General features: G+C 57.5%; 20 protein-coding genes. 10 read left to right on the top strand and 10 right to left on the bottom strand.

The features are described from left to right. Positions 1 to 120: 120 nt before the first annotated feature. On the top strand, positions 121 to 441 hold the full coding sequence (gene trxA, locus NW842_RS06235; RefSeq protein ID WP_011433516.1) for a thioredoxin: 321 nt from the start codon (positions 121 to 123) through the stop codon (positions 439 to 441). 34 nt (positions 442 to 475) lie between these two features. Next, positions 476 to 1,210: a lipoyl(octanoyl) transferase LipB gene (gene lipB, locus NW842_RS06230; RefSeq protein ID WP_414417685.1), complete on the top strand. Its 735-nt coding sequence runs from the start codon at positions 476 to 478 to the stop codon at positions 1,208 to 1,210. Here the strand turns inward: lipB and NW842_RS06225 are convergent. Next, positions 1,207 to 1,656 (bottom strand): tetratricopeptide repeat protein, encoded by a 450-nt coding sequence (locus tag NW842_RS06225; protein WP_414417684.1) that lies wholly within the window; start codon positions 1,654 to 1,656, stop codon positions 1,207 to 1,209. The genes lipB and NW842_RS06225 overlap by 4 nt on opposite strands. 291 nt (positions 1,657 to 1,947) lie before the next feature. Then, entirely contained in the window at positions 1,948 to 2,529 is a 582-nt protein-coding gene (locus NW842_RS06220) for a Uma2 family endonuclease (protein WP_011430559.1), read from the bottom strand. A 133-nt stretch (positions 2,530 to 2,662) separates the two neighbouring features. Here NW842_RS06220 and purB point away from each other — a divergent pair, with 133 nt between their 5' ends. The 7 genes from purB (at position 2,663) to NW842_RS06185 (ending at position 10,932) form a co-directional block, all read left to right on the top strand. Then, positions 2,663 to 3,958 (top strand): adenylosuccinate lyase, encoded by a 1,296-nt coding sequence (purB, locus tag NW842_RS06215; protein WP_414417683.1) that lies wholly within the window; start codon positions 2,663 to 2,665, stop codon positions 3,956 to 3,958. Positions 3,959 to 3,967: 9 nt separating this feature from the next. Beyond that, positions 3,968 to 4,948 (top strand): aspartate carbamoyltransferase catalytic subunit, encoded by a 981-nt coding sequence (locus NW842_RS06210; RefSeq protein WP_414417682.1) that lies wholly within the window; start codon positions 3,968 to 3,970, stop codon positions 4,946 to 4,948. A gap of 510 nt (positions 4,949 to 5,458) precedes the next feature. After that, complete coding sequence (pstS, locus tag NW842_RS06205; protein WP_414373524.1) at positions 5,459 to 6,520, top strand: phosphate ABC transporter substrate-binding protein PstS; 1,062 nt, start codon at positions 5,459 to 5,461, stop codon at positions 6,518 to 6,520. Positions 6,521 to 6,668: 148 nt separating this feature from the next. After that, positions 6,669 to 7,652 (top strand): phosphate ABC transporter permease subunit PstC, encoded by a 984-nt coding sequence (pstC, locus tag NW842_RS06200; RefSeq protein ID WP_414373526.1) that lies wholly within the window; start codon positions 6,669 to 6,671, stop codon positions 7,650 to 7,652. 38 nt (positions 7,653 to 7,690) lie between these two features. After that, on the top strand, positions 7,691 to 8,584 hold the full coding sequence (gene pstA, locus NW842_RS06195) for a phosphate ABC transporter permease PstA (RefSeq protein ID WP_414417681.1): 894 nt from the start codon (positions 7,691 to 7,693) through the stop codon (positions 8,582 to 8,584). Positions 8,585 to 8,654: 70 nt separating this feature from the next. Further along, entirely contained in the window at positions 8,655 to 9,452 is a 798-nt protein-coding gene (gene pstB / locus NW842_RS06190) for a phosphate ABC transporter ATP-binding protein PstB (RefSeq protein ID WP_099883872.1), read from the top strand. A gap of 112 nt (positions 9,453 to 9,564) precedes the next feature. After that, positions 9,565 to 10,932, top strand: a complete 1,368-nt coding sequence (locus NW842_RS06185) for an FAD-binding oxidoreductase (RefSeq protein WP_414417680.1) — start codon at positions 9,565 to 9,567, stop codon at positions 10,930 to 10,932. Positions 10,933 to 11,090: 158 nt separating this feature from the next. On the opposite strand, the gene NW842_RS06180 is transcribed toward NW842_RS06185, so the two are convergent. From NW842_RS06180 to NW842_RS06170, 3 genes are all read right to left on the bottom strand, one after another. Continuing rightward, a complete protein-coding gene (locus NW842_RS06180) occupies positions 11,091 to 11,525 on the bottom strand; it encodes a DUF29 domain-containing protein (RefSeq protein WP_011433505.1) in 435 nt (144 codons plus the stop codon). Between the two features lie 331 nt (positions 11,526 to 11,856). Continuing rightward, the gene (locus tag NW842_RS06175) at positions 11,857 to 12,924 is read right to left on the bottom strand and encodes a permease (protein ID WP_414341727.1); all 1,068 of its coding nucleotides are present in this window, start codon (positions 12,922 to 12,924) and stop codon (positions 11,857 to 11,859) included. A 67-nt stretch (positions 12,925 to 12,991) separates the two neighbouring features. Continuing rightward, positions 12,992 to 14,128 carry a citrate synthase gene (locus tag NW842_RS06170; RefSeq protein ID WP_414330694.1) on the bottom strand — a complete coding sequence of 379 codons (1,137 nt, stop codon included), beginning with the start codon at positions 14,126 to 14,128 and terminating at the stop codon, positions 12,992 to 12,994. Between the two features lie 335 nt (positions 14,129 to 14,463). On the opposite strand from NW842_RS06170, the gene NW842_RS06165 reads away from it, so the two are divergent. After that, positions 14,464 to 14,955 carry a hypothetical protein gene (locus tag NW842_RS06165; protein ID WP_414355894.1) on the top strand — a complete coding sequence of 164 codons (492 nt, stop codon included), beginning with the start codon at positions 14,464 to 14,466 and terminating at the stop codon, positions 14,953 to 14,955. 338 nt (positions 14,956 to 15,293) lie between these two features. Here the strand turns inward: NW842_RS06165 and sppA are convergent, their stop codons facing one another. The 5 genes from sppA to NW842_RS06140 all read right to left on the bottom strand — a co-directional run bounded on the left by sppA (position 15,294) and on the right by NW842_RS06140 (position 20,801). Further along, complete coding sequence (gene sppA / locus NW842_RS06160; RefSeq protein ID WP_414355892.1) at positions 15,294 to 16,106, bottom strand: signal peptide peptidase SppA; 813 nt, start codon at positions 16,104 to 16,106, stop codon at positions 15,294 to 15,296. Between the two features lie 74 nt (positions 16,107 to 16,180). Next, complete coding sequence (fabG, locus tag NW842_RS06155) at positions 16,181 to 16,885, bottom strand: 3-oxoacyl-ACP reductase FabG (RefSeq protein WP_414373529.1); 705 nt, start codon at positions 16,883 to 16,885, stop codon at positions 16,181 to 16,183. Positions 16,886 to 16,990: 105 nt separating this feature from the next. Next, positions 16,991 to 17,887, bottom strand: coding sequence for a 16S rRNA (adenine(1518)-N(6)/adenine(1519)-N(6))-dimethyltransferase RsmA (gene rsmA / locus NW842_RS06150; RefSeq protein WP_414373532.1), 897 nt, complete (start codon positions 17,885 to 17,887; stop codon positions 16,991 to 16,993). Further along, entirely contained in the window at positions 17,884 to 19,623 is a 1,740-nt protein-coding gene (locus NW842_RS06145) for a sensor histidine kinase (RefSeq protein WP_414373533.1), read from the bottom strand. The genes rsmA and NW842_RS06145 overlap by 4 nt, the downstream gene beginning before the upstream one ends. 44 nt (positions 19,624 to 19,667) lie before the next feature. Beyond that, positions 19,668 to 20,801: a PIN/TRAM domain-containing protein gene (locus NW842_RS06140; RefSeq protein WP_414373535.1), complete on the bottom strand. Its 1,134-nt coding sequence runs from the start codon at positions 20,799 to 20,801 to the stop codon at positions 19,668 to 19,670. Positions 20,802 to 21,051 lie beyond the last annotated feature (250 nt).

Genomic DNA, 21,051 nt, shown 5'->3' with positions numbered 1-21,051 from the left:
CATCCTACCGGGAAACCGAAGCAGGCTGCGGCGAGATCTCCACACCAATTTTTAATCTCAAACAGTTAGCTTACAAATAGATTTCATCTCAGGCTTTTCAGAACACTCTGGGAGTTTCCTATGGCGCACAAACAGCAATTCAAAAGTTTTGCCGACATGATTCAGGGATCCAAAACCCCGATCCTGGTGGATTTTTATGCTTCCTGGTGCGGCCCTTGTCAGGTTATGGCGCAAGTGTTGGAGCAGGTAAAACCTCAGGTGGGGGATGCGGTTACTTTTGTGAAGGTTGACACCGAAAAGTACCCAACCATCGCTGCTCGCTGGGGCATTCAAGCGGTGCCAACGCTGATCCTCTTCAAAGATGGGAAGCCGATTGACCGCATTGAGGGGCTGTTGCAGCCGCGGGCCCTGTTGGAGCGGTTGCGGGCGCAGGTTAACTAAACCTGTAAGCTAGGTGAACTTTTCTGGATCCCCCGTGCAACTGCCGCTTCTGCAGGTTCACCTGCCGGGTGAAGTGCCCTACCGCACTGCCTGGGCTTGGCAGCAGGCAAGACTGGCCCATATGATCCGGGATCCCCAGTTGCCGGACGGATTACTGCTGCTCACCCATCCTGCGGTTTACACCTTGGGGGCAGGAGCCGATCCCAAGTTTCTCAAGAGCCTTTCTCAGCCGATAGGATCCCCAGCTGCCCGCCCAGAATTCCTCTCTGGACAAGGGCCAGAAATCCTGCGGGTAGAGCGCGGCGGCGAAGTCACTTACCACGGGCCAGGCCAGTGGGTTGGTTATGCGATCCTCAACCTCAGGCACCACCGTCTGGATCTCCACTGGTACCTGCGCCAACTGGAGCAGGTGCTTATTGAAACTGTGGCCCACTTTGGCCTGCGGGGGGAGCGGATCCCTGGCCTCACAGGGGTTTGGGTGCAGGGCCGCAAAGTGGCGGCCATCGGCATCAAGGTCTCCCGCTGGGTGACCTACCACGGCTTTGCCCTCAACGTCTGCCCGGATCTAGCTGCCTTCGAGGCCATCGTGCCCTGTGGGATCCCTGATCGCCCGGTGGGATCCCTGGTTCAGTTTTGTCCCCGAGTAACGATGGCGGCAGTGGCCCCGGTGGTGGTGAAGTCCTTTTGTCAGGTCTTTGGGCTGCAAGCTCAGGAAGTTTCCTTATCAGAGTGGTTGGGAGAACGCAAGTCTCTAAAGACTCAAGGCTAATCCACCCCCAACTGGCGCAGCAGTTGCTGCAGGGTGGCCTGGTCGGCAAAGTTGCCACTCTTGGAGAAGAGAGCCAACGCCTGGCGAAAGTCAGCCATCGCCGCTTCTCGATCCCCCAACTGAAGATAGGCCACCCCGCGGCTAAAGTAGGCTTCTGGGATCCCTGCATTCAACTGAATGGCCCGCTCCGCATCGGCCAGAGCTTCTTCCGGCTGGCGCAACTGGTTGTAGACGTAGCTGCGGTTCACATAGGCCGGCGCATAGGTGGGATCCAACTGCACCGCCCGATCCAGATCCGACAGGGCAGCCACGGGATCCCCCCGCAGCAACTTGAGGGATCCCTGCCAGTTGAACTCGGAAGCGGTGTTTGGGGCCGAGGTCTTCTCAGGAGGAGGTGGGAAGGCAGGCAAAGAGATGGCAGGGGCAGGAGCGAGGAATGCTGCCAAGAAACCTATCAGAGCTATCCTTCCCCATCGACACTTGATTGTGCTCCGCACCGCTAATGACGTCCTCTTCGGATCCCGAACTAGTTCAATATAGACCGTCGGCGAGAGGGGCAACCCCCTGCACTTAACTTGCAAGGGGTGCGGGGAGCTACAAGTTCCGCGCTCTGGCGGGAAAGTCAGGGTCGAGATACCGACTCCTCTGCCAAGTCGTTCTGTGACGCGGGGCAGGAATGCCCAATGGCAAGGTTGGGAGGCCCAAGCTCTATTGGCTAGAGTGAGGGCGGGGGGATGTTACAAGGAAAGCTTCTGGAATAGATGAGCCACCGGCAGGGCAAATCCTGGAATAACCTCTTCACCTTCTAGAAGATCAACCGATTTCAGGAGGCGGTCAGGCTCTTGAGAGCTGCGATACACCAGGACGTAGTGCTCGCTGGGGTGAACCAGCCAAACCAGGCGGCTGCCATTTTCAAAGTACTCCACCAGCTTGTCATGAATTTCTTCAACCGTATTGCGGGGGGAAAGCACTTCAACAGCCAGATCTGGAGCGCCTTCCAAAAATCCTGTGGGCAGTTCAGCCATGCCCTGCAAGCGTTCTTTAGCAAAAAAAGAGATGTCAGGGGAGCGCCAATTTCCACTCTTCATCTTAAAAGCAGTGCTGGAATCTAAAACGATCCCCAGCTTGTTGGACAAAACGTAGGGGGTCAAAGCTGCCAATAGGAGGCTGCAGACATAACCATGGAGTGCCCCCGCGCTTCCCATATCAATTGGCTTCCCATCAACAATCTCGTAGCGATGTCCCTCCCTGGACAACGCCATGAATTCTTCGGCTGTCCAAGCTCTTTTTCCCTGAGTTGGCACAGCTCCGACGGTCATCTGCAAACTCCTTGCTGCTCCTTCGACACCGCAAGCCAAGCCCGCAGGGATCCCCCAGCGGCTTTTCCTCGAGGGGGGACGCCAAAGGCTAAAATAGCCTAGCTCATCCTACTGTACCGACGGAAAAGGCACCTTGATCGAGCGCTACACTCTGCCCGAAATGGGCCAGATTTGGTCCACTGCCCACAAGCTCCAGACCTGGCTGCAGGTGGAGCTGGCTGTCTGTGAAGCGCAAGCGGAGCTGGGGCGGATCCCGCAAGAAGCCCTGCAGGAGATCAGAGCCAAAGCCGCCTTTGACCCGGCGCGGGTTTTGGAAATTGAGGCGGAAGTGAAGCACGATGTTATTGCCTTCTTAACCAACCTCAACGAGCACGTGGGCGAGGCAGGGCGCTACATCCACCTGGGCCTGACCAGCTCGGACGTGTTGGATACCGCTCTGGCCCTGCAGCTTGTGGCCTCGGTGGAGATCTTGCAAGCTCGCCTGGCCGACCTCATCGCTGCTATCCGCGACCAAGCTCGGCAGCACCGCTACACCCTCATGATCGGCCGCACCCACGGTGTTCACGCCGAGCCGATTACCTTTGGCTTTAAGCTGGCAGGGTGGCTGGCCGAGTGCCTGCGCCACCAAGAGCGCCTAGCTCGCCTGCGGGAAGTGGTGGCGGTGGGCAAGATCTCTGGCGCCGTGGGCACCTACGCCAACGTGCCTCCCCAGGTGGAGCAGTTGGCCTGCGCTCGCCTGGGCCTGAAGCCCGATACAGCCTCGACACAGGTCATTTCCCGGGATCGCCATGCGGAATATGTGCAGACTTTGGCTTTGATTGGCTCTTCGCTGGAGCGCTTTGCTACTGAAATCCGCCACCTGCAGCGAACAGAGGTACTGGAGGCTGAGGAGTACTTTGCCCCCGGCCAAAAGGGATCCTCTGCCATGCCCCACAAGCGCAACCCCATCAAGGCGGAACAACTGACGGGGCTGGCCCGTCTCCTGCGCGGGTATGCCGTCTCGGCCCTAGAAAACATTCCCCTTTGGCATGAGCGGGACATCTCCCACAGCTCCGTAGAGCGGGTCATCCTGCCGGATGCCTCCATCCTCTGCCACTATCTGTTGGTCAACATGGCGGAGCTGGTGGGCCAGCTGCAGGTTCACGCTCGCAACATGGAGCGCAATCTCAACCTCTACGGCGGCGTCATCTTCAGCCAGCAGGTGCTGCTGGCTTTGGTGGAGAAGGGCCTTAGCCGCGAGGAAGCCTACCGCCTGGTGCAGGAAAATGCTCACCGCGCCTGGAACCAGCCCGGCGGGGATTTCCGCGCCAATCTGCTGGCGGATCCCCGGGTGATGGCTCACCTGAGCGAGGCAGAACTGCAGGACTGCTTTGATCCCCAGCGCCACCTAACTCACCTAGACGAGATCTTTGCCCGCCTGGGCATTTGAGGATCCCCTATGGCTTGGCAGCGGCAACATGTCCTGGGCTTGGCGGATTTTACTCCCGAAGAATACCAGATGGTTTTGCAGACCAGCGCCAGTTTCCAGGAGGTGTTGACGCGGCGGTTGCCCAAGGTGCCCACCTTGCAGGGGAAGGTGGTGGTGACGCTGTTCTTCGAGCCTTCCACCCGCACCCGTACCAGTTTTGAGCTGGCGGCCAAGCGCCTTTCGGCAGATGTGCTCAACTTTTCCCCAGGCACTTCTTCCTTGGGCAAGGGGGAGACGCTTTTGGATACGGCCCGCACCTTTCTGGCCATGGGATCCGATCTCTTAATCGTTCGCCATGCCCAGGCAGGAGTGCCCCAACAATTAGCTGCCGAGATCGACCGCCGCGGATCCCCTGTGGGCGTTCTCAATGCCGGGGATGGCCTGCACGAACATCCCACTCAAGGCCTGCTGGACTTGTTTACCCTCTGCAGCCATCTGGATCCCCGGCGTCCCCGTCTGGAGTTGCTGCAAGGGATCAAAATCGCCATTGTCGGCGATATTCTCCACTCGCGAGTGGCCCGCTCCGATATCTATGCCCTGGTGGCCGCCGGAGCTGAGGTTCACTTAGCCGGCCCTCCCACCCTGTTGCCCAAAGATTTTGCCCAGTTTGTACCCGGCCACACGCTCCCTATCCATTGGCAGCTAGAGCCTGCCCTAGAAGGGGCGCGTTTTGTCATCACCTTGCGCCTGCAACAGGAGCGCATGGGCGAGTTCCTTCTCCCCAGCCTGCAGGAATACCACCACCTTTTCGGCCTCACGCGGCAGCGGCTGCGCCTGTGCCACCCAGAGGTGAGGGTTTTACACCCCGGCCCGGTCAATCGCGGTGTGGAACTCAGCTCCGAGGTGATGGAGGATCCCAGCTTGAACCTGATTGAGCAGCAGGTCACCCACGGCGTGGCGGTGCGTATGGCTCTGCTGTACCTCATGGGGGGCGGGCGGATCCCAGCTTAGAGCCCAGATCTTTCTCTGCTCGGGGAACATGTAGAGCTGCCCCACGTCTAGAAGGTTGGAGTCTATCTTCTAACCAATTCTCTCTGCCAAAAGCCGAAAGAATCTCTGGGCGGGGCTTTTCCCGCCCTGCTGAAATCATGTCCAAGCTTGCCGAGAGGTGAGCAACATCTTTGTCTCAAATTTTACACATCTTGGATCTGGATCGAGTTTTTTTGCAGCCGTCTAAGCTTAGCTCTTATTCAAGTTGTGTCCGTTTGATTGGTTGTCAAATGAGATAGAAGTTCAGCAGTATAAGCCTTTTCGCGGATCCTGGGCTCCAGGATCCTGATTTTGCTGAAATCCAAACTGGCCAAGACCACCAGATGGAAAATCGAGGTTTGGAAACGAGTCAGTATACTCAAAAAATATCGATTTTTTCTCTTGACTTAACCCAAAGTTAACCTTTAGATATCCCTCTGTTAACTTTGAGGTTATAGGGTTGAAGATGTTGATTCGCCACAGATATTACCTATGCGAACCCTGCTTTCTGCTTTCTCCCTCACCGCTCTAACAGTAGGATTTCTAACAGCGACCTCGGCTCAAGCCCAAACCGTGCAAATCTCCGGGGCGGGCGCGACCTTTGCGGCTCCTTTGCTGCAACGTTGGTTTGACGCCTACAACCGCACCGTAGACCCCGCTGTGCAAGTCAGCTATCAGTCTGTCGGTAGTGGTGCTGGCCTAGAGCAGGTGATCAATGGCACTGTGGACTTCGGCGCTTCCGAGGCGCCTTTCTCCGGTGCTCGCCTGGAAAGCTTCCGAGCTAAATACGGCTATGAGCCCCTACAGTTGCCTCTGGCGGGAGGGTCCATCGAGTTTGCCTATAACCTGCCCGGCATTGAAGGCGGAGAGCTCATCCTGAAGCGGAAAACCTACTGCGGCATCGTGACCGGCGAGATCACTCGCTGGGACGACATTCGCATCAAGGCCGAGAACCCAGGTATAGCAAACAAGCTGCCACCCCTGGACATCACCTGGGTACACCGCTCTGATGGTTCTGGGACTACCTTTGTGTTCACCAACCACATCAGAACTGTTTGCCCTAATTGGACAGCCGGTGCTGGTACTTCTGTCGAGTGGCCTGTTGGCATTGGAGCCCAAGGGAATGAGGGCGTAGCCGCCACCATCAAGCAGGAGCCAGGGGCAATTGGCTACGTGAACCAGTCCTATGCCAAGCTGGAAAAGATGACCACTGCTCGCTTGGAAAACAAAGCGGGCAACATTGTTGGGTTCTCGACTGAGGCAGCTACCTCGGCGCTTGATGCTCCCATTCCTGATGACTTTGCGCTGTTGGTGCCCGACCCTGAAGGGCCAAATGACTACCCAATCGTGGGCTTGTTCTGGGTGATGCTGTACCGCGAGTATCCCGATCAGCAGAAGCTGACCAAGCTGGTGGAGGCTCTGAAGTGGACCCAGGGGCCAGAGGGTCAAGCCATCACCAAGGAGCTGGACTACATCCCTATGCCTGAGGCGGCTATCCAGCGGATCTTTGCAGAGCTGGATGCCATCACCGTTAACCCCAAGGCGGTGCGATGACTGGGTTGCAGCCTGAACTCCACTAGAGTGGAGCTGGTGGCCGGCTGAGGAGGCAGATGAGGCTTTCTCGGTCGGCTGCTGGGCTTACCTTGCACGGTGGGATTTTTAGGAAAGATTTTGAACCGAAGATGATCATGGGAGAGAGGCTATGACTTCAGCGGCTACGGGTTATGGTTCACCACCAAACCCGGATATCGATGTTGACATTGAGAAAAAGGCGAGCCTGTCTCGGGCTGTTGATGTGGGCTTTGTCCGCCTGACGCTGGCCTTGGCAGGGTTTGCCGGCATTATCCTCATCTGGGTGATTCTTCAAACCACCGAAGCGGCTCTGCCGGCGATTCAGCAGTTTGGCTTGGGCTTCCTGGTTACTGCCCGCTGGAACCCGGTGGAAAACATCTACGGGGTGCTACCACAGATTTATGGCAGTTTGGTAACCTCTCTGGTGGCTTTGATTTTTGCCATCCCTCTGGGCATTGGCACTGCCATCTTCCTGACGGAAGGTTTTGCCCCCAAGTGGGTAACGGAGCCGATTGGCTTTGCCGTTGAGCTGATCGTGGCCACTCCCAGTGTGGTGCTGGGGCTGTGGGGGATCTTTGTGCTGATTCCAGCAGTGCGGCCCATCTTTCGAGCCATTAACCAGACGCTGGGTTGGATCCCTTTCTTGGGTGGCCCGGCTCCGCGGGGGCCCAGCTTGTTGATAGTGGCTGTGGTGCTGGGGATCATGATCTCTCCCATCATCATCTCCATTACCCGCAGTACCCTTGAATCTCTGCCACGCAGCCTAAAAGAGGGCGCTTTGGCTCTGGGGGCAACCCGCTGGGAGACCCTCTTAACGGTGATGATCCCTGCCGGCCTGTCGGGCATTGTCAGCTCGATCATGCTGGCGCTGGGGCGGGCCCTGGGAGAGACCATGGTAGCGGCCATGCTTTCCGGCAACGCCAACCGCATCAATATCTCCCTAATGCAGCCGGGATCCACCATTACCGGCTTGATTGCCTCTCAGTTTGGCGAGGCAGGACGCTTGCAGGTTTCGGCTCTCATGTATGCCGGCGTGGTGCTGATGGTGCTGACGTTATTGGTCAACATTGTTGCCGAGATCATCATCCGCAAGTTTCGAAACTTGGAGCAGTAACTTGGGAAGCAGAAAGAAGATAAAGGAGCACTGTTATCATGTCCGACTCAGCACAGCTTGCCCCTGAGAAGGTTGACATCGACATTACTCGTGCCGCCATTGCCCCTGTCCGCAATTACACAGGCATTGTCCTAACCCTGCTGAGTGGCCTCTTTGTGGCGGTGATCATAGCTTCCCTATCTTGGGTGCTGTGGGATGTGGGCAAGGAAGGCATCCAGCGGATAAATTGGGATGTCCTCACCCAGACCCGCTACCCTGCCCCTGGCCTGGCGGAAGGGGGCTTTGGTCACGCAATTGTCGGCAATTTAATGGTGCTGGCTACGGGGGCGGCTTTGAGCTTTCCCTTCGGCATCTTGGCGGCAGTGTACTTGTCTGAATTCGGTCGCGGCACCCGCTTGGCTTATCTGGTTAAGTTTTCCTGCAATGTGCTCACGGGGGTACCGGCCATTCTCTGCGGCCTGTTTGCCTATGCTGTGGTGGTGAGGGGATCCGGCTTTTCGGCTTTCTCGGGAGGGGTGGCTTTTGGCGTGCTGATGCTGCCGATTGTCATCCGCTCCACCGAGGAGGCGTTGCTGCTGGTTTCGCCCGACATGCGCTTGGCTTCCCTTGGCCTGGGCTCAAATCGCTTTCAGACCACAATGCGCGTTGTTTTGCCGGCAGCGGCACCGGCCATCGTAACCGGGCTAATCCTGGCTTTGGCCCGAGCGGCAGGCGAGGCTGCACCTCTGCTCTTTACCGCCTTCAACAACAATTTCTGGTCTACTGATCTCTTTGGCCCGGTGGCTACCTTGCCGGTGATGGTCTACTTTTTCTCCATCATTCCCTACAGGGTGCAGCAGGAGCTGGCTTGGGCGGGCGCTTTGGTTTTGTTAGCCATTGTTTTGGCGGCCAGCTTGATCGCTCGCTTTTTGGTGTACAAGACCAGGAAATAGCCTGAGGATTCTCAACAAAGTCTTGAATCGAACTCTTCGTCGAACTCTAGCTCTTTTTGTGAGTGCTGCCATGCAAACTCAATCTCTTAACCAGACCTCTTACGTTTTCAGGACCGAGAACCTGAATGTCTACTATGGCTCCAATCTGGCGGTAAAAAATGTTACTCTGGACATCCCAGCCCGACAGATTACTGCGTTTATCGGCCCTTCCGGCTGTGGCAAAAGCACGATTCTGCGCTGTTTTAACCGCACCAACGATTTGATCCCCGGTGCTCGTGTAGAGGGCAAGCTCACCTACCACGGCAAGGATCTCTACGCCAAAGAGGTCGATCCGGTGGCGGTGCGGCGGCGTATCGGCATGGTCTTCCAAAAACCCAATCCCTTCCCCAAAAGCATTTACGACAACGTGGCCTACGGCCCGCGGGTGCTGGGGATGAAGGTAGACTTGGACGAGGTGGTGGAAACCTCGCTGAAACGGGCTGCCCTCTGGGATGAAGTCAAAGACAAGTTGAAAGAAAATGGTCAGTCGCTGTCGGGAGGGCAGCAGCAGCGCTTGTGTATTGCCCGCGCTCTGGCGGTACAGCCGGATGTGATTTTGATGGATGAGCCCTGTTCGGCACTGGATCCCATTTCCACCCGCCGTATCGAAGAGCTGATGAAGGAGCTGGAGGAGGAATATACCATCATCATCGTCACCCACAACATGCAGCAGGCCAGCCGCGTCTCGGATATGACGGCTTTCTTCAGCGTGGAGCTGGTGGGATCCAACCGTGTGGGCGAGCTGATTGAATTTGACAGAACTGAAGTCATCTTCAACAGCCCCACCAAGCAAGCCACAAGAGATTATGTGGAGGGCCGCTTCGGCTAATCGACCTGGCCGGACAGGGATCCTTCCCATACTGTTCTCGGCAAACCCTTTTGCAGGCAATTTCTGCCGATGATGGAGTCTGAAGAACCGTTGCACCCAAATACGGATACCTATGATCGCTGCCGCTCCTGACAAGCTGCAGGCTTTGCGTTCTGACTTAGAGGGTATTGAGATCATCACTGATCCGGCTCAGGTGGCCAAGTTGTCGTTGGATTTTTACCACTACAGCCCCGTGCTGAGCCGACAACTGAGCGACAAGCGGGGAGATTTGGTGGTGCGCCCCGCCGATGAGGCCGAGGTGATGCGGGTGGCAGCGGCCTGTGCCAGGCTGCGGATCCCGGTTACGGTGCGCGGTGCCGGTACCGGTAATTACGGCCAATGTATCCCGCTGGCCGGGGGTGTGATCCTGGACATGGGCAAGCTCAACCAGTTGCTTTGGGCAAAGCCGGGCTTGGCGCGGGTGCAGGCGGGGGCCAAGTTGATGGCCATCGACAAACACACCCGGGAGATGGGCTGGGAGATCCGCATGGCTCCTTCCACCTATCGCACGGCCACCATCGGGGGGTTCATTGCCGGCGGCAGCGGCGGCATTGGCTCTGTGACCTACGGCCAACTGCGGGATCGGGGCAACATCTTGGGGCTGCGGGTGGTCACCCTGGAGGAAGAGCCCCAGGTGCTGGAGCTGCGGGGAGATGAGGTATTCAAAGTAAGCCATGCCTGGGGCCTCAATGGGATCATCACCGAGGTGGAGATCCCGCTGGCGCCTGCTTATCCTTGGGCGGAGCTGGTGGTGGCCTTTTCCCCTGAAGTGGGCTTTATGCCCTGTGCCCATTTTGGCCAAGCCCTGGGAGATGCCGATGGGATCCTCAAGAAATTGGTCAGCCTGCACGCTTGGCCGATCCCCAGCTACTTTGCGCCGCTGCGGGGCTATCTGCCAGAGGGATCCGCTGTGGCCCTGTTGATGGTGGCCGAATGCAGCCTGGAGCCGCTGTTGGAGCTTGTCCGGGAACATGGGGGCCAAGTGGTTTACAACAAAACGGCCCAGGAGGCCAGCAAGGGGATCTCGCTGGGGGAATTTTCTTGGAACCACACCACTTTGCACTGCCGCAGCGTGGATCCCAGCCTGACTTATTTACAATCGGCTTTTCCCGCCGATCGGGAGCTGAAGCTGGTGCAGCACATGTACGAGTATTTTGGCGACGAAGTGCTGATGCACCTGGAGTGGATTCGCATCAACGGGCAAGCTACCCCTGTCGGCCTGCAAATTGTCCGCTTTACCACCGAAGAGCGTCTAAACGAGATCATGCGCTACCACGAAGAGCAGGGAGTATTTATTGCCAACCCCCACACTTTCATCATCGAAGACGGCGGGCGCAAAGTGATGGATCCGCGCCAGATTCGTTTCAAAGAAGAAGTGGATCCCTATGGGTTGCTTAATCCGGGCAAGATGCGCACCTGGCAGGAGCGCGCCTCTGCTTGAGGAATAGCAACAGTAGCACAGCAATTGGCCTTGGTCTATCTGTATTGCCCATGTTTAATCCCTGATGGATTGTCTGGGCAGGACAACACCAGTCCAAAGCTCTACAGTCAGTACTGTGGGAATGCTGTCCACCGTTAAATGCTTTGTGGTGTGGACTGTCAAACTTCCGGCAGCCAGTCCTCTGCAAGCACCAACTCTGGAGAGTAGGGACAGACATCTGGAAATGTCGAGATTTCTATCCCCGTTTGCCTGGCTGCTTGGCGGCGCGCCCGTTGATAACTCTCTTCAAGTTGCTCTACCAGATAACCTTTTAGGCTAGGGCTATCTTCTATGGCCAATCCGATTTGGGTTCGCGCATCTGTAATGGAATCTAGCCAGCTATCTGAACGGCGCTGAGGTTGATATTGCCACTTGAGTAGATGCAGCAGAAGGCGAGTTAATTGACTGGTAATCCCTCGTCGTTCGCTCTTACCCAAATTCTCAACCTCTTCAATTAAGTGTGTTAGGTCAATTTCATGCCAGCGCCTTTCCCGCAATAGCCGGGTTGTTCGGTCAATCCACAAGTTAAAGTCTGTCGAGTATAGATTGCTCATAGCTTTGTCCTGCTGAAAAATAGGGTCGCGATAATTATGAAATCCAGACTACGTCCTTCTTGAGTTTACTACAATAAAACCTGTAACACCTGAGTTCTCAACCGTCTGGGAGCAGAGTCCTCTAGTGACAAACCTTATCCAGGCAACTCTTTCTATAGTCATTTCGATTTAAAGCAGGACACTGCACCCACACCTAGGGTGCACCGAGCCAGAAGGCTGTTCTCAATAGCCCAGGCGTCTTACCCTAAACTGAAGCAACTATATTTGACGAATATTTGACGGAGAGTGGATGGAGAGGGTGTCCCTGTGGAGAAAGGTTCAAACAAACGCTTTAACTGCCATAGTAGTTGATGGCTAAAGCTCCCACCAGAGTAAGCTGAAAGACCAAGATCACGAAGTAGAAAATGGCGCGGGGCTTGAACAGAGTGAGCATCAAGCCTATGGCTTTCAAGTCTACTATCGGCCCAAACACCATAAAAGCCAACAGGGATCCCGGCGTGAAGGTGGCGGCAAAGGAGAGGGCGAAAAAGGCATCCACCGTCGAGCAGATGGAGATGATCCCGGCCAGGGCCATCATGATCAGGATTGAGAGCAATGCATCTTGGCCATAATCCAGCACAAACGAACGCGGGATCACCGTTTGAATCAGGGCCGCCATCGCCGAGCCCAAGATGAGCACGGATCCCAATTCGCGGATCTCCCTGGCCCAGGTCTGCAGCAGGAGAACTCCTTTTTGTCCCCTGGAGGGAGAAGGCGCAGCGGCCAGAGCAGAGCGATACACATCTTCAGCCGTTTGTAAAGTGGCCAGGGATCCGCCAGAGGCCCCTTGAGCAGGGCTCTGGGATCCAATCCAGAAGGTGCCCCCCTGCAACAACGGCGAGCGGGAGATGTTCTTCGGATCAGCTTCTTGGGAGCAATTGCGCTGCAGCTCCCGCCAGACTGACGGCTGCAACAGAGGCTGGAAATCCTTTTGCAGGCTGAAGATCAAGCCGACGACAACCGCAATGCCGAAGGAAAAGAGAACTCGGTAGATCACCAGCTCCGGCATGGAGCGAAAGGCAATCCAAGTGGAAAAGATCACCACCGGGTTAAACACCGGCGCCGCCAACAGAAAGGCCACCGCCACGTGGGGTGGGATCCCTTTGATCACCAGTTGACGGGCCACCGGCAGGTTGCCGCACTCGCACACCGGGAAAAAGAATCCCAAAGCGCCACCGGCCACCGCGCTGCCGATTTTGCCTTTGGGCAGGAAACGGGCCAACTGGGATCCCTCGACAAACACCGCCAGCAGCCCCGATAGAAACACCCCTAGCAGCAAAAATGGCATTGCCTGCACCACAAGGCTCAGAAACAGGGTGAACCCGTCTCGCCAAAGGGGAGAGTCTAAAAGGCTCAACACACCGCCTCACGCACAATTTGGGCCTTACTGAGTTTGGATCCCGGCCCAGCGCCCTGTCAAACGGCTCTCAACCCCGCTCTTCTATAGGGATGTAGCGTTGCTGGCGTTCACCTGTGTACACCTGGGTGGGTCGGAAAAGCCGATTATCGGACAACTGCTCCCGCCAATGGGCCAGCCAACCCGCCGCTCGGGCAATGGCAAACACCGGTGTAAACAAATCTTCTGGGATCCCCAGCTTGGCGTAGACCAACCCTGAGTAGAAGTCCACATTCGGGTAGATCCCCTTCGGCCCTAGCAACTCCTCGCACACCCGTTCCACTTCCAGGGCAATGTCGTAGTACTTGTCGTGGCCGTAGCGCTCAAACAGCTCCTCAGCCAGCCGCTGCAGGATGGTGGCCCGTGGATCCTTCACCTTGTAGACTCGGTGCCCCATGCCCATGATGCGCTGTTTTTTGGCCAGTTTCTCCTCGATAAACGAGCGCACATTTTCCACCGAGCCAATTTGCCGCAGCAGCATCATCACCTGTTGGTTGGCCCCCCCGTGCAACAGCCCCGAAAGGGTACCCACCGCCGTGGCCAGGCTGCTGTAAGGGTTAGCCAGCGTGGAAGCGCTCACCAGAAGGGCAAACGTGGAGGCATTGACCGTGTGCTCGGCGTGCAGGATCAGGCAGATGTCAAAAATGCGGGCCAACCAGGGATCCGGCTTCTTGCCCGAGAGCATGTACAGAAAGTTGGAAGCGTGATCCAGACTATCGTCCGGGGGAATGGGATCATTGCCCTGTCGCATCTGGTGGAACATGGCCACCATGGTCGGCAGCTTGGAGAGCAAGCGGGTGACGGTGCCGAATACATAGTCGGGATCCATCTCCCGCAGCGGGTAAAACAGCCCCAAGCCCGCCACACAGGTTTGCAGAGCATCCATCGGGTGGCCCGACTCCGGAAACGACTTGATCATGTCGCGGATGCGGTATTTCACCCGTCGATGACTGCGGATTGCCTGATCAAAGTTGTCCAGCTCCGATTGGGTCGGCAGCTTTCCAAAGATCAGCAAGTAGGCTGTCTCCAGAAAGGTACTGTGGGCGGTCAATTCCTCGATGGGGATGCCCCGATATTCCAGGATCCCCGCCTGGCCATCCACAAAACTAATGTTGGAGCGTGTGGCCGGAACGCCTTCCAAGCCTGGTCTGTATTCGCCATCCGCCATGGTCGGATCCTTAGAGCAAGTATTTCCTAGATAATGATGAATCAATAATGATGAATCAAGGGTTGCCAAAGGTGCCTGGAACCCAACCCCTTGCTCCCCTCGGGCAGTACTGACCCCGCTTCGCTACAGTAAAGCAAATTTTGGATCCCTGTAGCCAAATGCTGCCCCTGTCATCCTTCACAGAGAGCTAGGCTGGGATCCGCCTTCTATCTTGCAACAGCTCCCGCTGCCCGACGCAAAAATTGTTGCTATGGTGAGAACTGCGCCCGGCTTGAGGGATCTTGGCGCCTGCCGGAGCCGTGAAAGTTCGCTCCCCCGCTTGGAGATCGGCATCGATGTCGGATACTGCTCAAACTCACCTTGGCTCCAGCCCAGTGCAAGGACTGGAGTACGTGGTGCTGGGAGTGGCCACTTGCTTCCAGCAGGATCAGGAAGGTCGCCTGGTAGAGGTTTTGGTGGCCGAGCCGGTGCCTGCTGCCGATTTGGACTGCCTAGCCCAAGAACGCCGCAGCACTTCCTATGTTCTCCTCTACGCCACAACCTACGCCGAGATCGTGAACAACGGGATCCCCACCTTGCCCACCGATGTTTTCCCGCCGGGGGTGCTGTTGGGGGAAAACTTCGTGGAACGGGTGCAAGCAGCGGCCCGCACCTATCGCAACAAGCCCCAGTTTCGCCACATCCCCTTACACCAAACCTGCACTCCAGAGCGGGGGGTGTTCAGGCTCAATCACAGCGTTGAGCCGCGACGGATCCTCAATGCAGTTGTAGAGGTAAAGGATGCCGACAACATCAAACAGCACCCCCACACCCATCAACGGCTCTGACTCGCTGGGCTGTACGGTTGACATACTCCCCTGCCCAAAGGCAGGAGATTCTGGTTCCTGGTTCTGCGACAGCACTTACCGTATCGGGTTGCCCCTCTACGGCAGCGGTGCTCGTCTCCCCAGGCGTTTCCCCAAGCGCTACGCGCGTGCTGGCATCCAGGGCGGTTCCCTTTTGCCCAAAGGTACCGTTGCAAAGAACAACTACAAAGCCTATTGAGGCTGTATCCAGTCGTGAGACTGTTGGGTTTTTAAAGCGGTTGACTACCCTGCCGCTGCGGGTAGCACAGCACAAAGCCGCCCTAGTCGCGTCAGCGGGCCGTAGGCCCTAGGGCGGGGCTTTAGACCCAGTTTTTTTGGTAAAGCCACAGGGGCAAGCCCGAGGTGCTCACTTCAAACTGCAGACGGGCCAAGGCTTCTGCTGCCGGCAAAAACCGAGACCAACCTCTGCGCCGGGGGAGCAGGTCGTAGAACTTCGCATCCGTCGGCAAACCGGCCAGCTCTGCCGCCCAAAGGCGGGCATCTTCCTCTGTGCCCAAGCGATCCACCACACCCAAGTGAAGGGCCTGCTCTCCGCTGAAAATGCGACCATCGGCAAAAGTTTTGACCACATTCAAACTTAACTTGCGGGCAGCGGCAACCGTCTGCACAAACTGGCCGTAGGTAATGTCGATCAATTCTTGCAGGATGTTTCGCTCTTCCGGGGTTAGCTCGCGATCAAACGAGAGAATATCTTTGTAGGGGCCAGACTTAATCACCTTAAATGAAATCCCCACCTTATCCAGGAGGCGTTCGATATTATTGCCTCGAATGATCACGCCAATGCTACCGGTGATCGTTCCTGGGTTGGCGACAATTTTTTCGGCTCCCATGGCAATATAAACCCCCCCAGAGGCGGCAATGTTGCCAAAGCTGGCGACAATACGGGTGCCCTTTTTCTCCCGCAAACGCAAGAGGGCATTGTAGATTTCTTGGGAGTCGGCCACCGTCCCGCCTGGACTGTCGATGCGCAGCACCACAGCAGGGATCTGGTTTTCTTCCACCTCTTTCAGGGCCTTGAGAACCCGCTCGCGAGTTTTGCCATCAATGGCCCCTGCCACCTCAATGCGACCGATTTGCCGGCGCAAACCACCCAAGAATAATCGCTTCAGCATGGAAAAGAACTGGATAGGGATAAGTGCATATTCTGTATCATGAATGGCGGCTCATGGCTTGGTCAACCAGTTGCCTAGACGTTGCCATACACCGGGATCACCGCCCCTCGCAGATCCCGCGCTGCTTCTGAGACCAAAAAGGCGATCACCTGCCCGATGGACTCTGGCTTGACCCACAGCTTGGCTCGCTCGGATCCCATGGCAGCTCGGTTGGCCGGCGTGTCGATGATGCTGGGCAGGATGACGTTGGCCGTGATGTCGGTGCCTTGGGTTTCGGCGGCAATGGTGCGGGTCAGGGCCACCACCCCCGCTTTGGAAGCGCAGTAGGCGGCCAATTGCGGGCCCGGCTCCACCGCTCCTCGGGATCCCACCGTTACAATCCTCCCATAGCCCTGTTGCCACATTCTGCGCAGGCTGTGCTTGCAGGTCAGGAATGTGGTGGTGAGGTTGAGGTCGAAGTCGCGATACCAGTCCGCCAAGCTGTACTCGTGGGTGGGGCCCATGGCAAAGCCCCCCACCAGGTGGATCAGCCCATCCACGCGGGGTAGGTCGGCAATGACGCGGGCAACCGCCGCCTCATCTGTTAAATCCACTTGCACAAAGCGAACCCGATCCAGAGCATTGGCCGGCAGGCGCTCCCGCAAAATGGCAAGATCTTTCTCTTGGCGATAGGTCAAGGTCAGCTCTGCGCCGCTGGCCAGCACCACGGGAACCACCCCCAAACCCAGCCCGCCTGTGCCGCCGGTCAAGAGGATTTGCTTGCCTTGGTTGCTTTGCATGGATGCACCTGCATTGGCGAAGGGGATCCAAAACAAATTGGGAGGGGAGTGCAAAAAAACTCAGAGGATTTTGAGATCCATCCAACTGAGCTTCCCTCTCTTACCCTACCCTGGTTCCTGCTCCTCTTGAGGAACAACAGCCCTTTTGGGCGCTTTCTCCAGCAACAGATCGCTCAAGGCCAGCCAGTGGGGCAGATCCAGCTCTTCGGCGCGGGCATCGGGGTTGAGGCGGAGCTGAGCCAAAGCTGCTGCGACCACCTCTCGCTCCACCAAGCTTCCCAGGGCATTGACGAGCTTCTTGCGACGGGTGGAGAACCCCTGCCGGAGGAGTTGGTGAAACCAGCGGGGATCCCGGGCGGGGGTGGGGGCGGGGCGGGGGGTGAGGCGAATCACGGCAGATTCCACCTTGGGGGCTGGCTTGAAAGCGGTTGGGGGCACCCTGCAGATCAGCTCGCAATCGGCCAAGTAGCGCGTCCGCAGGCTGAGGGCACCATAGGCTTTGCTGCCGGGGCTTGCCTGAAGGCGCTCTGCCAGCTCTTTTTGCACCAGAAGGACAATGCGCTCGAATTGCCGAACTGGCTGGGCTGGGGATCCGAGCACCTTTTCCAAAATGGGGCCGGTCAGGTTGTAGGGGATATTGGCCACCAGCAGGCGGGGTTGAGGAGGCAGCGGCAGGCGGAGAAAATCTCCCTCCAGCAGGTGAAAACGGGGTTGGCCGGCGAACCGTTTTTGCAGCAGTCGGCACAGATCCCGGTCGATCTCCACCGCCACCACCTGGACACCCTGGGCCAGCAATCGCCGCGTCAGTTGGCCGGTGCCGGGGCCGATCTCCAGCACCCAAGTGGGATCCGCGTCTCCCTCTAGATCATTCAACTGGGCAGCCCGCACAATCGCCTCGTGAACAGCGGGATCCTTGAGCCAATGCTGACCAAACCGTTTACGAGGATAGGGCAACCGAGCGGTACCCAGAGGGGTTGCAGGAGCAATTGCCGGGTGGGTCATCGCTTGGCTGAGTTGGGAACAGAAATCAAGTTGGGATCCGCATCCTCAGGTTTCTCTGGCTTGACAGGGATTGCCTCTGGGTTCGGATCCCCGCTCAGGAGCGGCTTGCGGTAGAGGGGCACCGTAAAGGTGACGGTGGATCCCAGCCCTTCGCCCAAGCTGTAGAAATTGATCTCCCCTCCCATCGCCTCCACCAGGCGTTGGCTGATGGCCAGGCCCAAGCCGGTTCCTCCATATTGGCGGGTGGTGGAACCATCCACCTGCGTGAAAGCCTGAAACAGCTTCTGCTGCTTTTCCAGCGATACCCCGATCCCTGTGTCGATGACGCGGATGCGGGCCAAACCCGGGTTGCCGGGCAGGATATCCGCTCGCACGGTTACCGAGCCCTTGGGGGTAAACTTGATGGCATTCCCCACCAAATTGAGCATCACCTGCAACAGACGCTGATAATCTCCCAAGAGCAAAATCTGATCTGCAGTGTTGGGCAAGTGAAAGCTCAGTTGTAAGCCCTTCTGGCTGGCCTGCAAGCTGGTCTTGGCCTCCACATCCTTAAACAAGGCTCGCAGGTCGCAGGGCTGGAACTCCAACTGCATTTTGCCCGCCTCGATCTTGGCAATATCCAGCACATCGTTGATCAGGGCCAACAGGTGCAGGGCAGAGCGATAGGCCTCCTGCAAGAAGTCCAGCTCCTCTTCGCGGTTTTCGGCCATCCCGTCCAGCACCAGCTTGATAAAGCCGATGATCCCGTTGAGAGGGGTGCGCAGCTCGTGGGAGGTGTTAGCCAAGAATTGGCTTTTGAGCTGGTTGGCCGATTCTGCTTGGGCACGGGCCTGCTCCAGCTCCTTATTTTTCTGGCGCAGCGTCTGGTTGGCTAACTGCAAGCGGGTTGCCAGTTGGCGACTTTGATCCAGCAAAATGGCGTGGGCAATGGCTGCGCCCAGGTAGGTGGCAATGCTCTGGAGCACCTGAATATGGCTTGGCTGCCAAACAGGAACCCTGTTCAGATCCAATACTTCCAGCCAGAGCAAGCTGTTGGCATAGCCCTGGTAAGACATGGCAATGGCCAGATGTCGCCCTGCCTCCACCGGCTCTTCCTGTCTGAGGGCCTGTAGCAAATGGGGGTAATCTGCCAGCCGCAGGGTCTGGTTGAGGAGGGAGGGATCCCCAGGGTGGCAGCGATACTCGGCATTGACCGTGAGGGAGTCCTGCCCCACCTCGTAGAGGGCCATTAGGCAGCGGTCTACCCCAAACAGTTGCCCCAACTGCTCCACGGTCTGCTGGCACAGTTGCCGGATATCGAGGGAATGCCGGATGTTGCGCACCAACTGCGTCGTGATCCCCTGTACCGGGTCGGCCAGGACAGGATGGGGCTGGCTGTTGGGGCTGCTGGCTCCTCCGGCCAGCGCAAAAGGCGTGGCCCCCAGCAACTTGCCCACCACCGAAATCGCCGCCACCTCCCCTTCCGTGTCCCGTACAGGGTTGAGCGAAAGATGGAGATGCAACTTGTAGCGGGGCGAGAGCACCTGGCATTCGTAGGAGAGGGGATCCCCGCTTGCAAACACCTGGTTGAGCTTAGCCTCATACTCCCCGGCGTTGGTCACCTCCCAAACTTGCTGTCCGCTCACGATGTGCTGAGGGTGGATGCCGTACTTCTCGGCATCTTCCCAGTAAAAACTCCAGAAGCGCCTCTGGCGATCCTGCGTGTAGAACATCGGAGTGGGTCGGAGCACACCCATGGGGGAGGAGACCACCATTGCGTTAGGGGAACACAGGCCAAAACTCAGGTTTTTCCAGAGGAAGCCGGGCTGGCGGGATCAGAGGCCGGGCGGGTTAGTGGGGCAGGATCCTTGTTGAGGCGGGCGAAGATCATGCGGCCTGCTGAGGTTTGAATGGCGCTGGTCACAACTACAGAGCGGGTTTTGCCCACAGAGCGCTGCCCTTCTTCCACCACCACCATGGTGCCGTCTTCCAAGTAGCCCACCCCTTGACCTGGCTCTTTTCCTTCGCGGGTGATCTTGATATCAAAGCTATCGCCGGCAACGTAGAGAGGCCGCAGCGCCTCGGCCAACTCATTCACATTCAGCACCTTGACCCCCTGCAGAGCCGCCACCTTCTTCAGGTTGTAATCGGTGGTGAGCAGCGTTCCCCCCACGGTTTGGGTGAGGCGCACCAGCTTTTCGTCCACAGTGCTCAGATCCGGATAGTTGGCTTCGTGAATGACGAAACGATCGGGGTAGGCTTCTCGTAGAGCCTGCAGCGTATCCAAACCTTTGCGGCCCCGCTCTCGTTTTTGGGCATCGGCCTTGTCGGCGATGGTTTGCAATTCCGTCAGCACAAAGCGAGGAACCACCAGGGTTCCTTCCAAGAAGCCCGTCTCGATCAACTGGGCCACTCGGCCATCGATGATGGAGCTGGTGTCCAAAACCTTGGCGCTGGCAGCCACCACATTGCCCTCCGCCCAGAGGGCTGCTTGTAAAGCATAGTTGGGGTTAAACAGCCGCAGCAGCGAGGGGCCGTGGGTATCGGCCAGGCTGACCCCCAGGTAAGCAAAGGCCAAGCTGAAAAAGACCGAAGCCAGCGGCTCGAGGAACCTATTGAGTTGGGGGGGCAGGGGCAGCAAGTAGACAGGAGCCATGGCCAGATTGGCAATCACCAAGCCGATCACCAACCCCACCGAGCGGCTGATCAACACGTCCGGCGGCAAGGAGCGCACATTGGCCTCAAAGCGACGGTAGCTCCAGCGCACCAGGGATCCCAGAGCCAGCCCTGCCAGCAGGCCAAAGCCGCTGGTGACGACACGGGCTCCTTCCACATTGGCCCCCTGAATGGCGGCAGGAGGGAGCAGATCCAGGCCATAAAACCCGAGGCCAGCTCCCGCCAACATGAAGATCATGACCAGTAAAGCGTCTAGCATAAGGAAAAAGACGGCCCTGCTGAGTGGGTGATGCTGCTGGGAATAGGCAAATCTGCTTCCTATTCTAGTCGTCTGGCGTTGGAGGGATCCGGACAACCCAACCAGCCCTCCCCCAGAAGGATTCAGACTATGCTGAAATCATAGCGATCCCTTGCCAGCTTGAGGGATCTGTGGAGCATGCCTCTAACCCCCAAAACCCTGAACTTTGCTGAATTTACTGAGCTTTAGGCGGTTTGGCAAAAGTCATTGA

It is taken from the genome of Synechococcus sp. R55.4 (genome assembly GCF_047461935.1).
GTDB lineage: Bacteria > Cyanobacteriota > Cyanobacteriia > Thermostichales > Thermostichaceae > Thermostichus.
The sequence above is the reverse complement of the archived record's forward strand: the minus strand, read 5'-3'. Positions and strand labels throughout refer to the sequence as shown.

Coding starts and splice junctions, on each gene's coding strand:
- trxA (WP_011433516.1), top strand. CDS start 121: ATGGCGCACAAACAGCAATTCAAAAGTTTTGCCGACATGATTCAGGGA.
- NW842_RS06220 (WP_011430559.1), bottom strand. CDS start 2,529: ATGACCGTCGGAGCTGTGCCAACTCAGGGAAAAAGAGCTTGGACAGCC.
- NW842_RS06210 (WP_414417682.1), top strand. CDS start 3,968: ATGGCTTGGCAGCGGCAACATGTCCTGGGCTTGGCGGATTTTACTCCC.
- pstS (WP_414373524.1), top strand. CDS start 5,459: ATGCGAACCCTGCTTTCTGCTTTCTCCCTCACCGCTCTAACAGTAGGA.
- pstC (WP_414373526.1), top strand. CDS start 6,669: ATGACTTCAGCGGCTACGGGTTATGGTTCACCACCAAACCCGGATATC.
- pstA (WP_414417681.1), top strand. CDS start 7,691: ATGTCCGACTCAGCACAGCTTGCCCCTGAGAAGGTTGACATCGACATT.
- pstB (WP_099883872.1), top strand. CDS start 8,655: ATGCAAACTCAATCTCTTAACCAGACCTCTTACGTTTTCAGGACCGAG.
- NW842_RS06185 (WP_414417680.1), top strand. CDS start 9,565: ATGATCGCTGCCGCTCCTGACAAGCTGCAGGCTTTGCGTTCTGACTTA.
- NW842_RS06180 (WP_011433505.1), bottom strand. CDS start 11,525: ATGAGCAATCTATACTCGACAGACTTTAACTTGTGGATTGACCGAACA.
- NW842_RS06170 (WP_414330694.1), bottom strand. CDS start 14,128: ATGGCGGATGGCGAATACAGACCAGGCTTGGAAGGCGTTCCGGCCACA.
- NW842_RS06165 (WP_414355894.1), top strand. CDS start 14,464: ATGTCGGATACTGCTCAAACTCACCTTGGCTCCAGCCCAGTGCAAGGA.
- sppA (WP_414355892.1), bottom strand. CDS start 16,106: ATGCTGAAGCGATTATTCTTGGGTGGTTTGCGCCGGCAAATCGGTCGC.
- fabG (WP_414373529.1), bottom strand. CDS start 16,885: ATGCAAAGCAACCAAGGCAAGCAAATCCTCTTGACCGGCGGCACAGGC.
- rsmA (WP_414373532.1), bottom strand. CDS start 17,887: ATGACCCACCCGGCAATTGCTCCTGCAACCCCTCTGGGTACCGCTCGG.
- NW842_RS06145 (WP_414373533.1), bottom strand. CDS start 19,623: ATGGGTGTGCTCCGACCCACTCCGATGTTCTACACGCAGGATCGCCAG.
- NW842_RS06140 (WP_414373535.1), bottom strand. CDS start 20,801: ATGCTAGACGCTTTACTGGTCATGATCTTCATGTTGGCGGGAGCTGGC.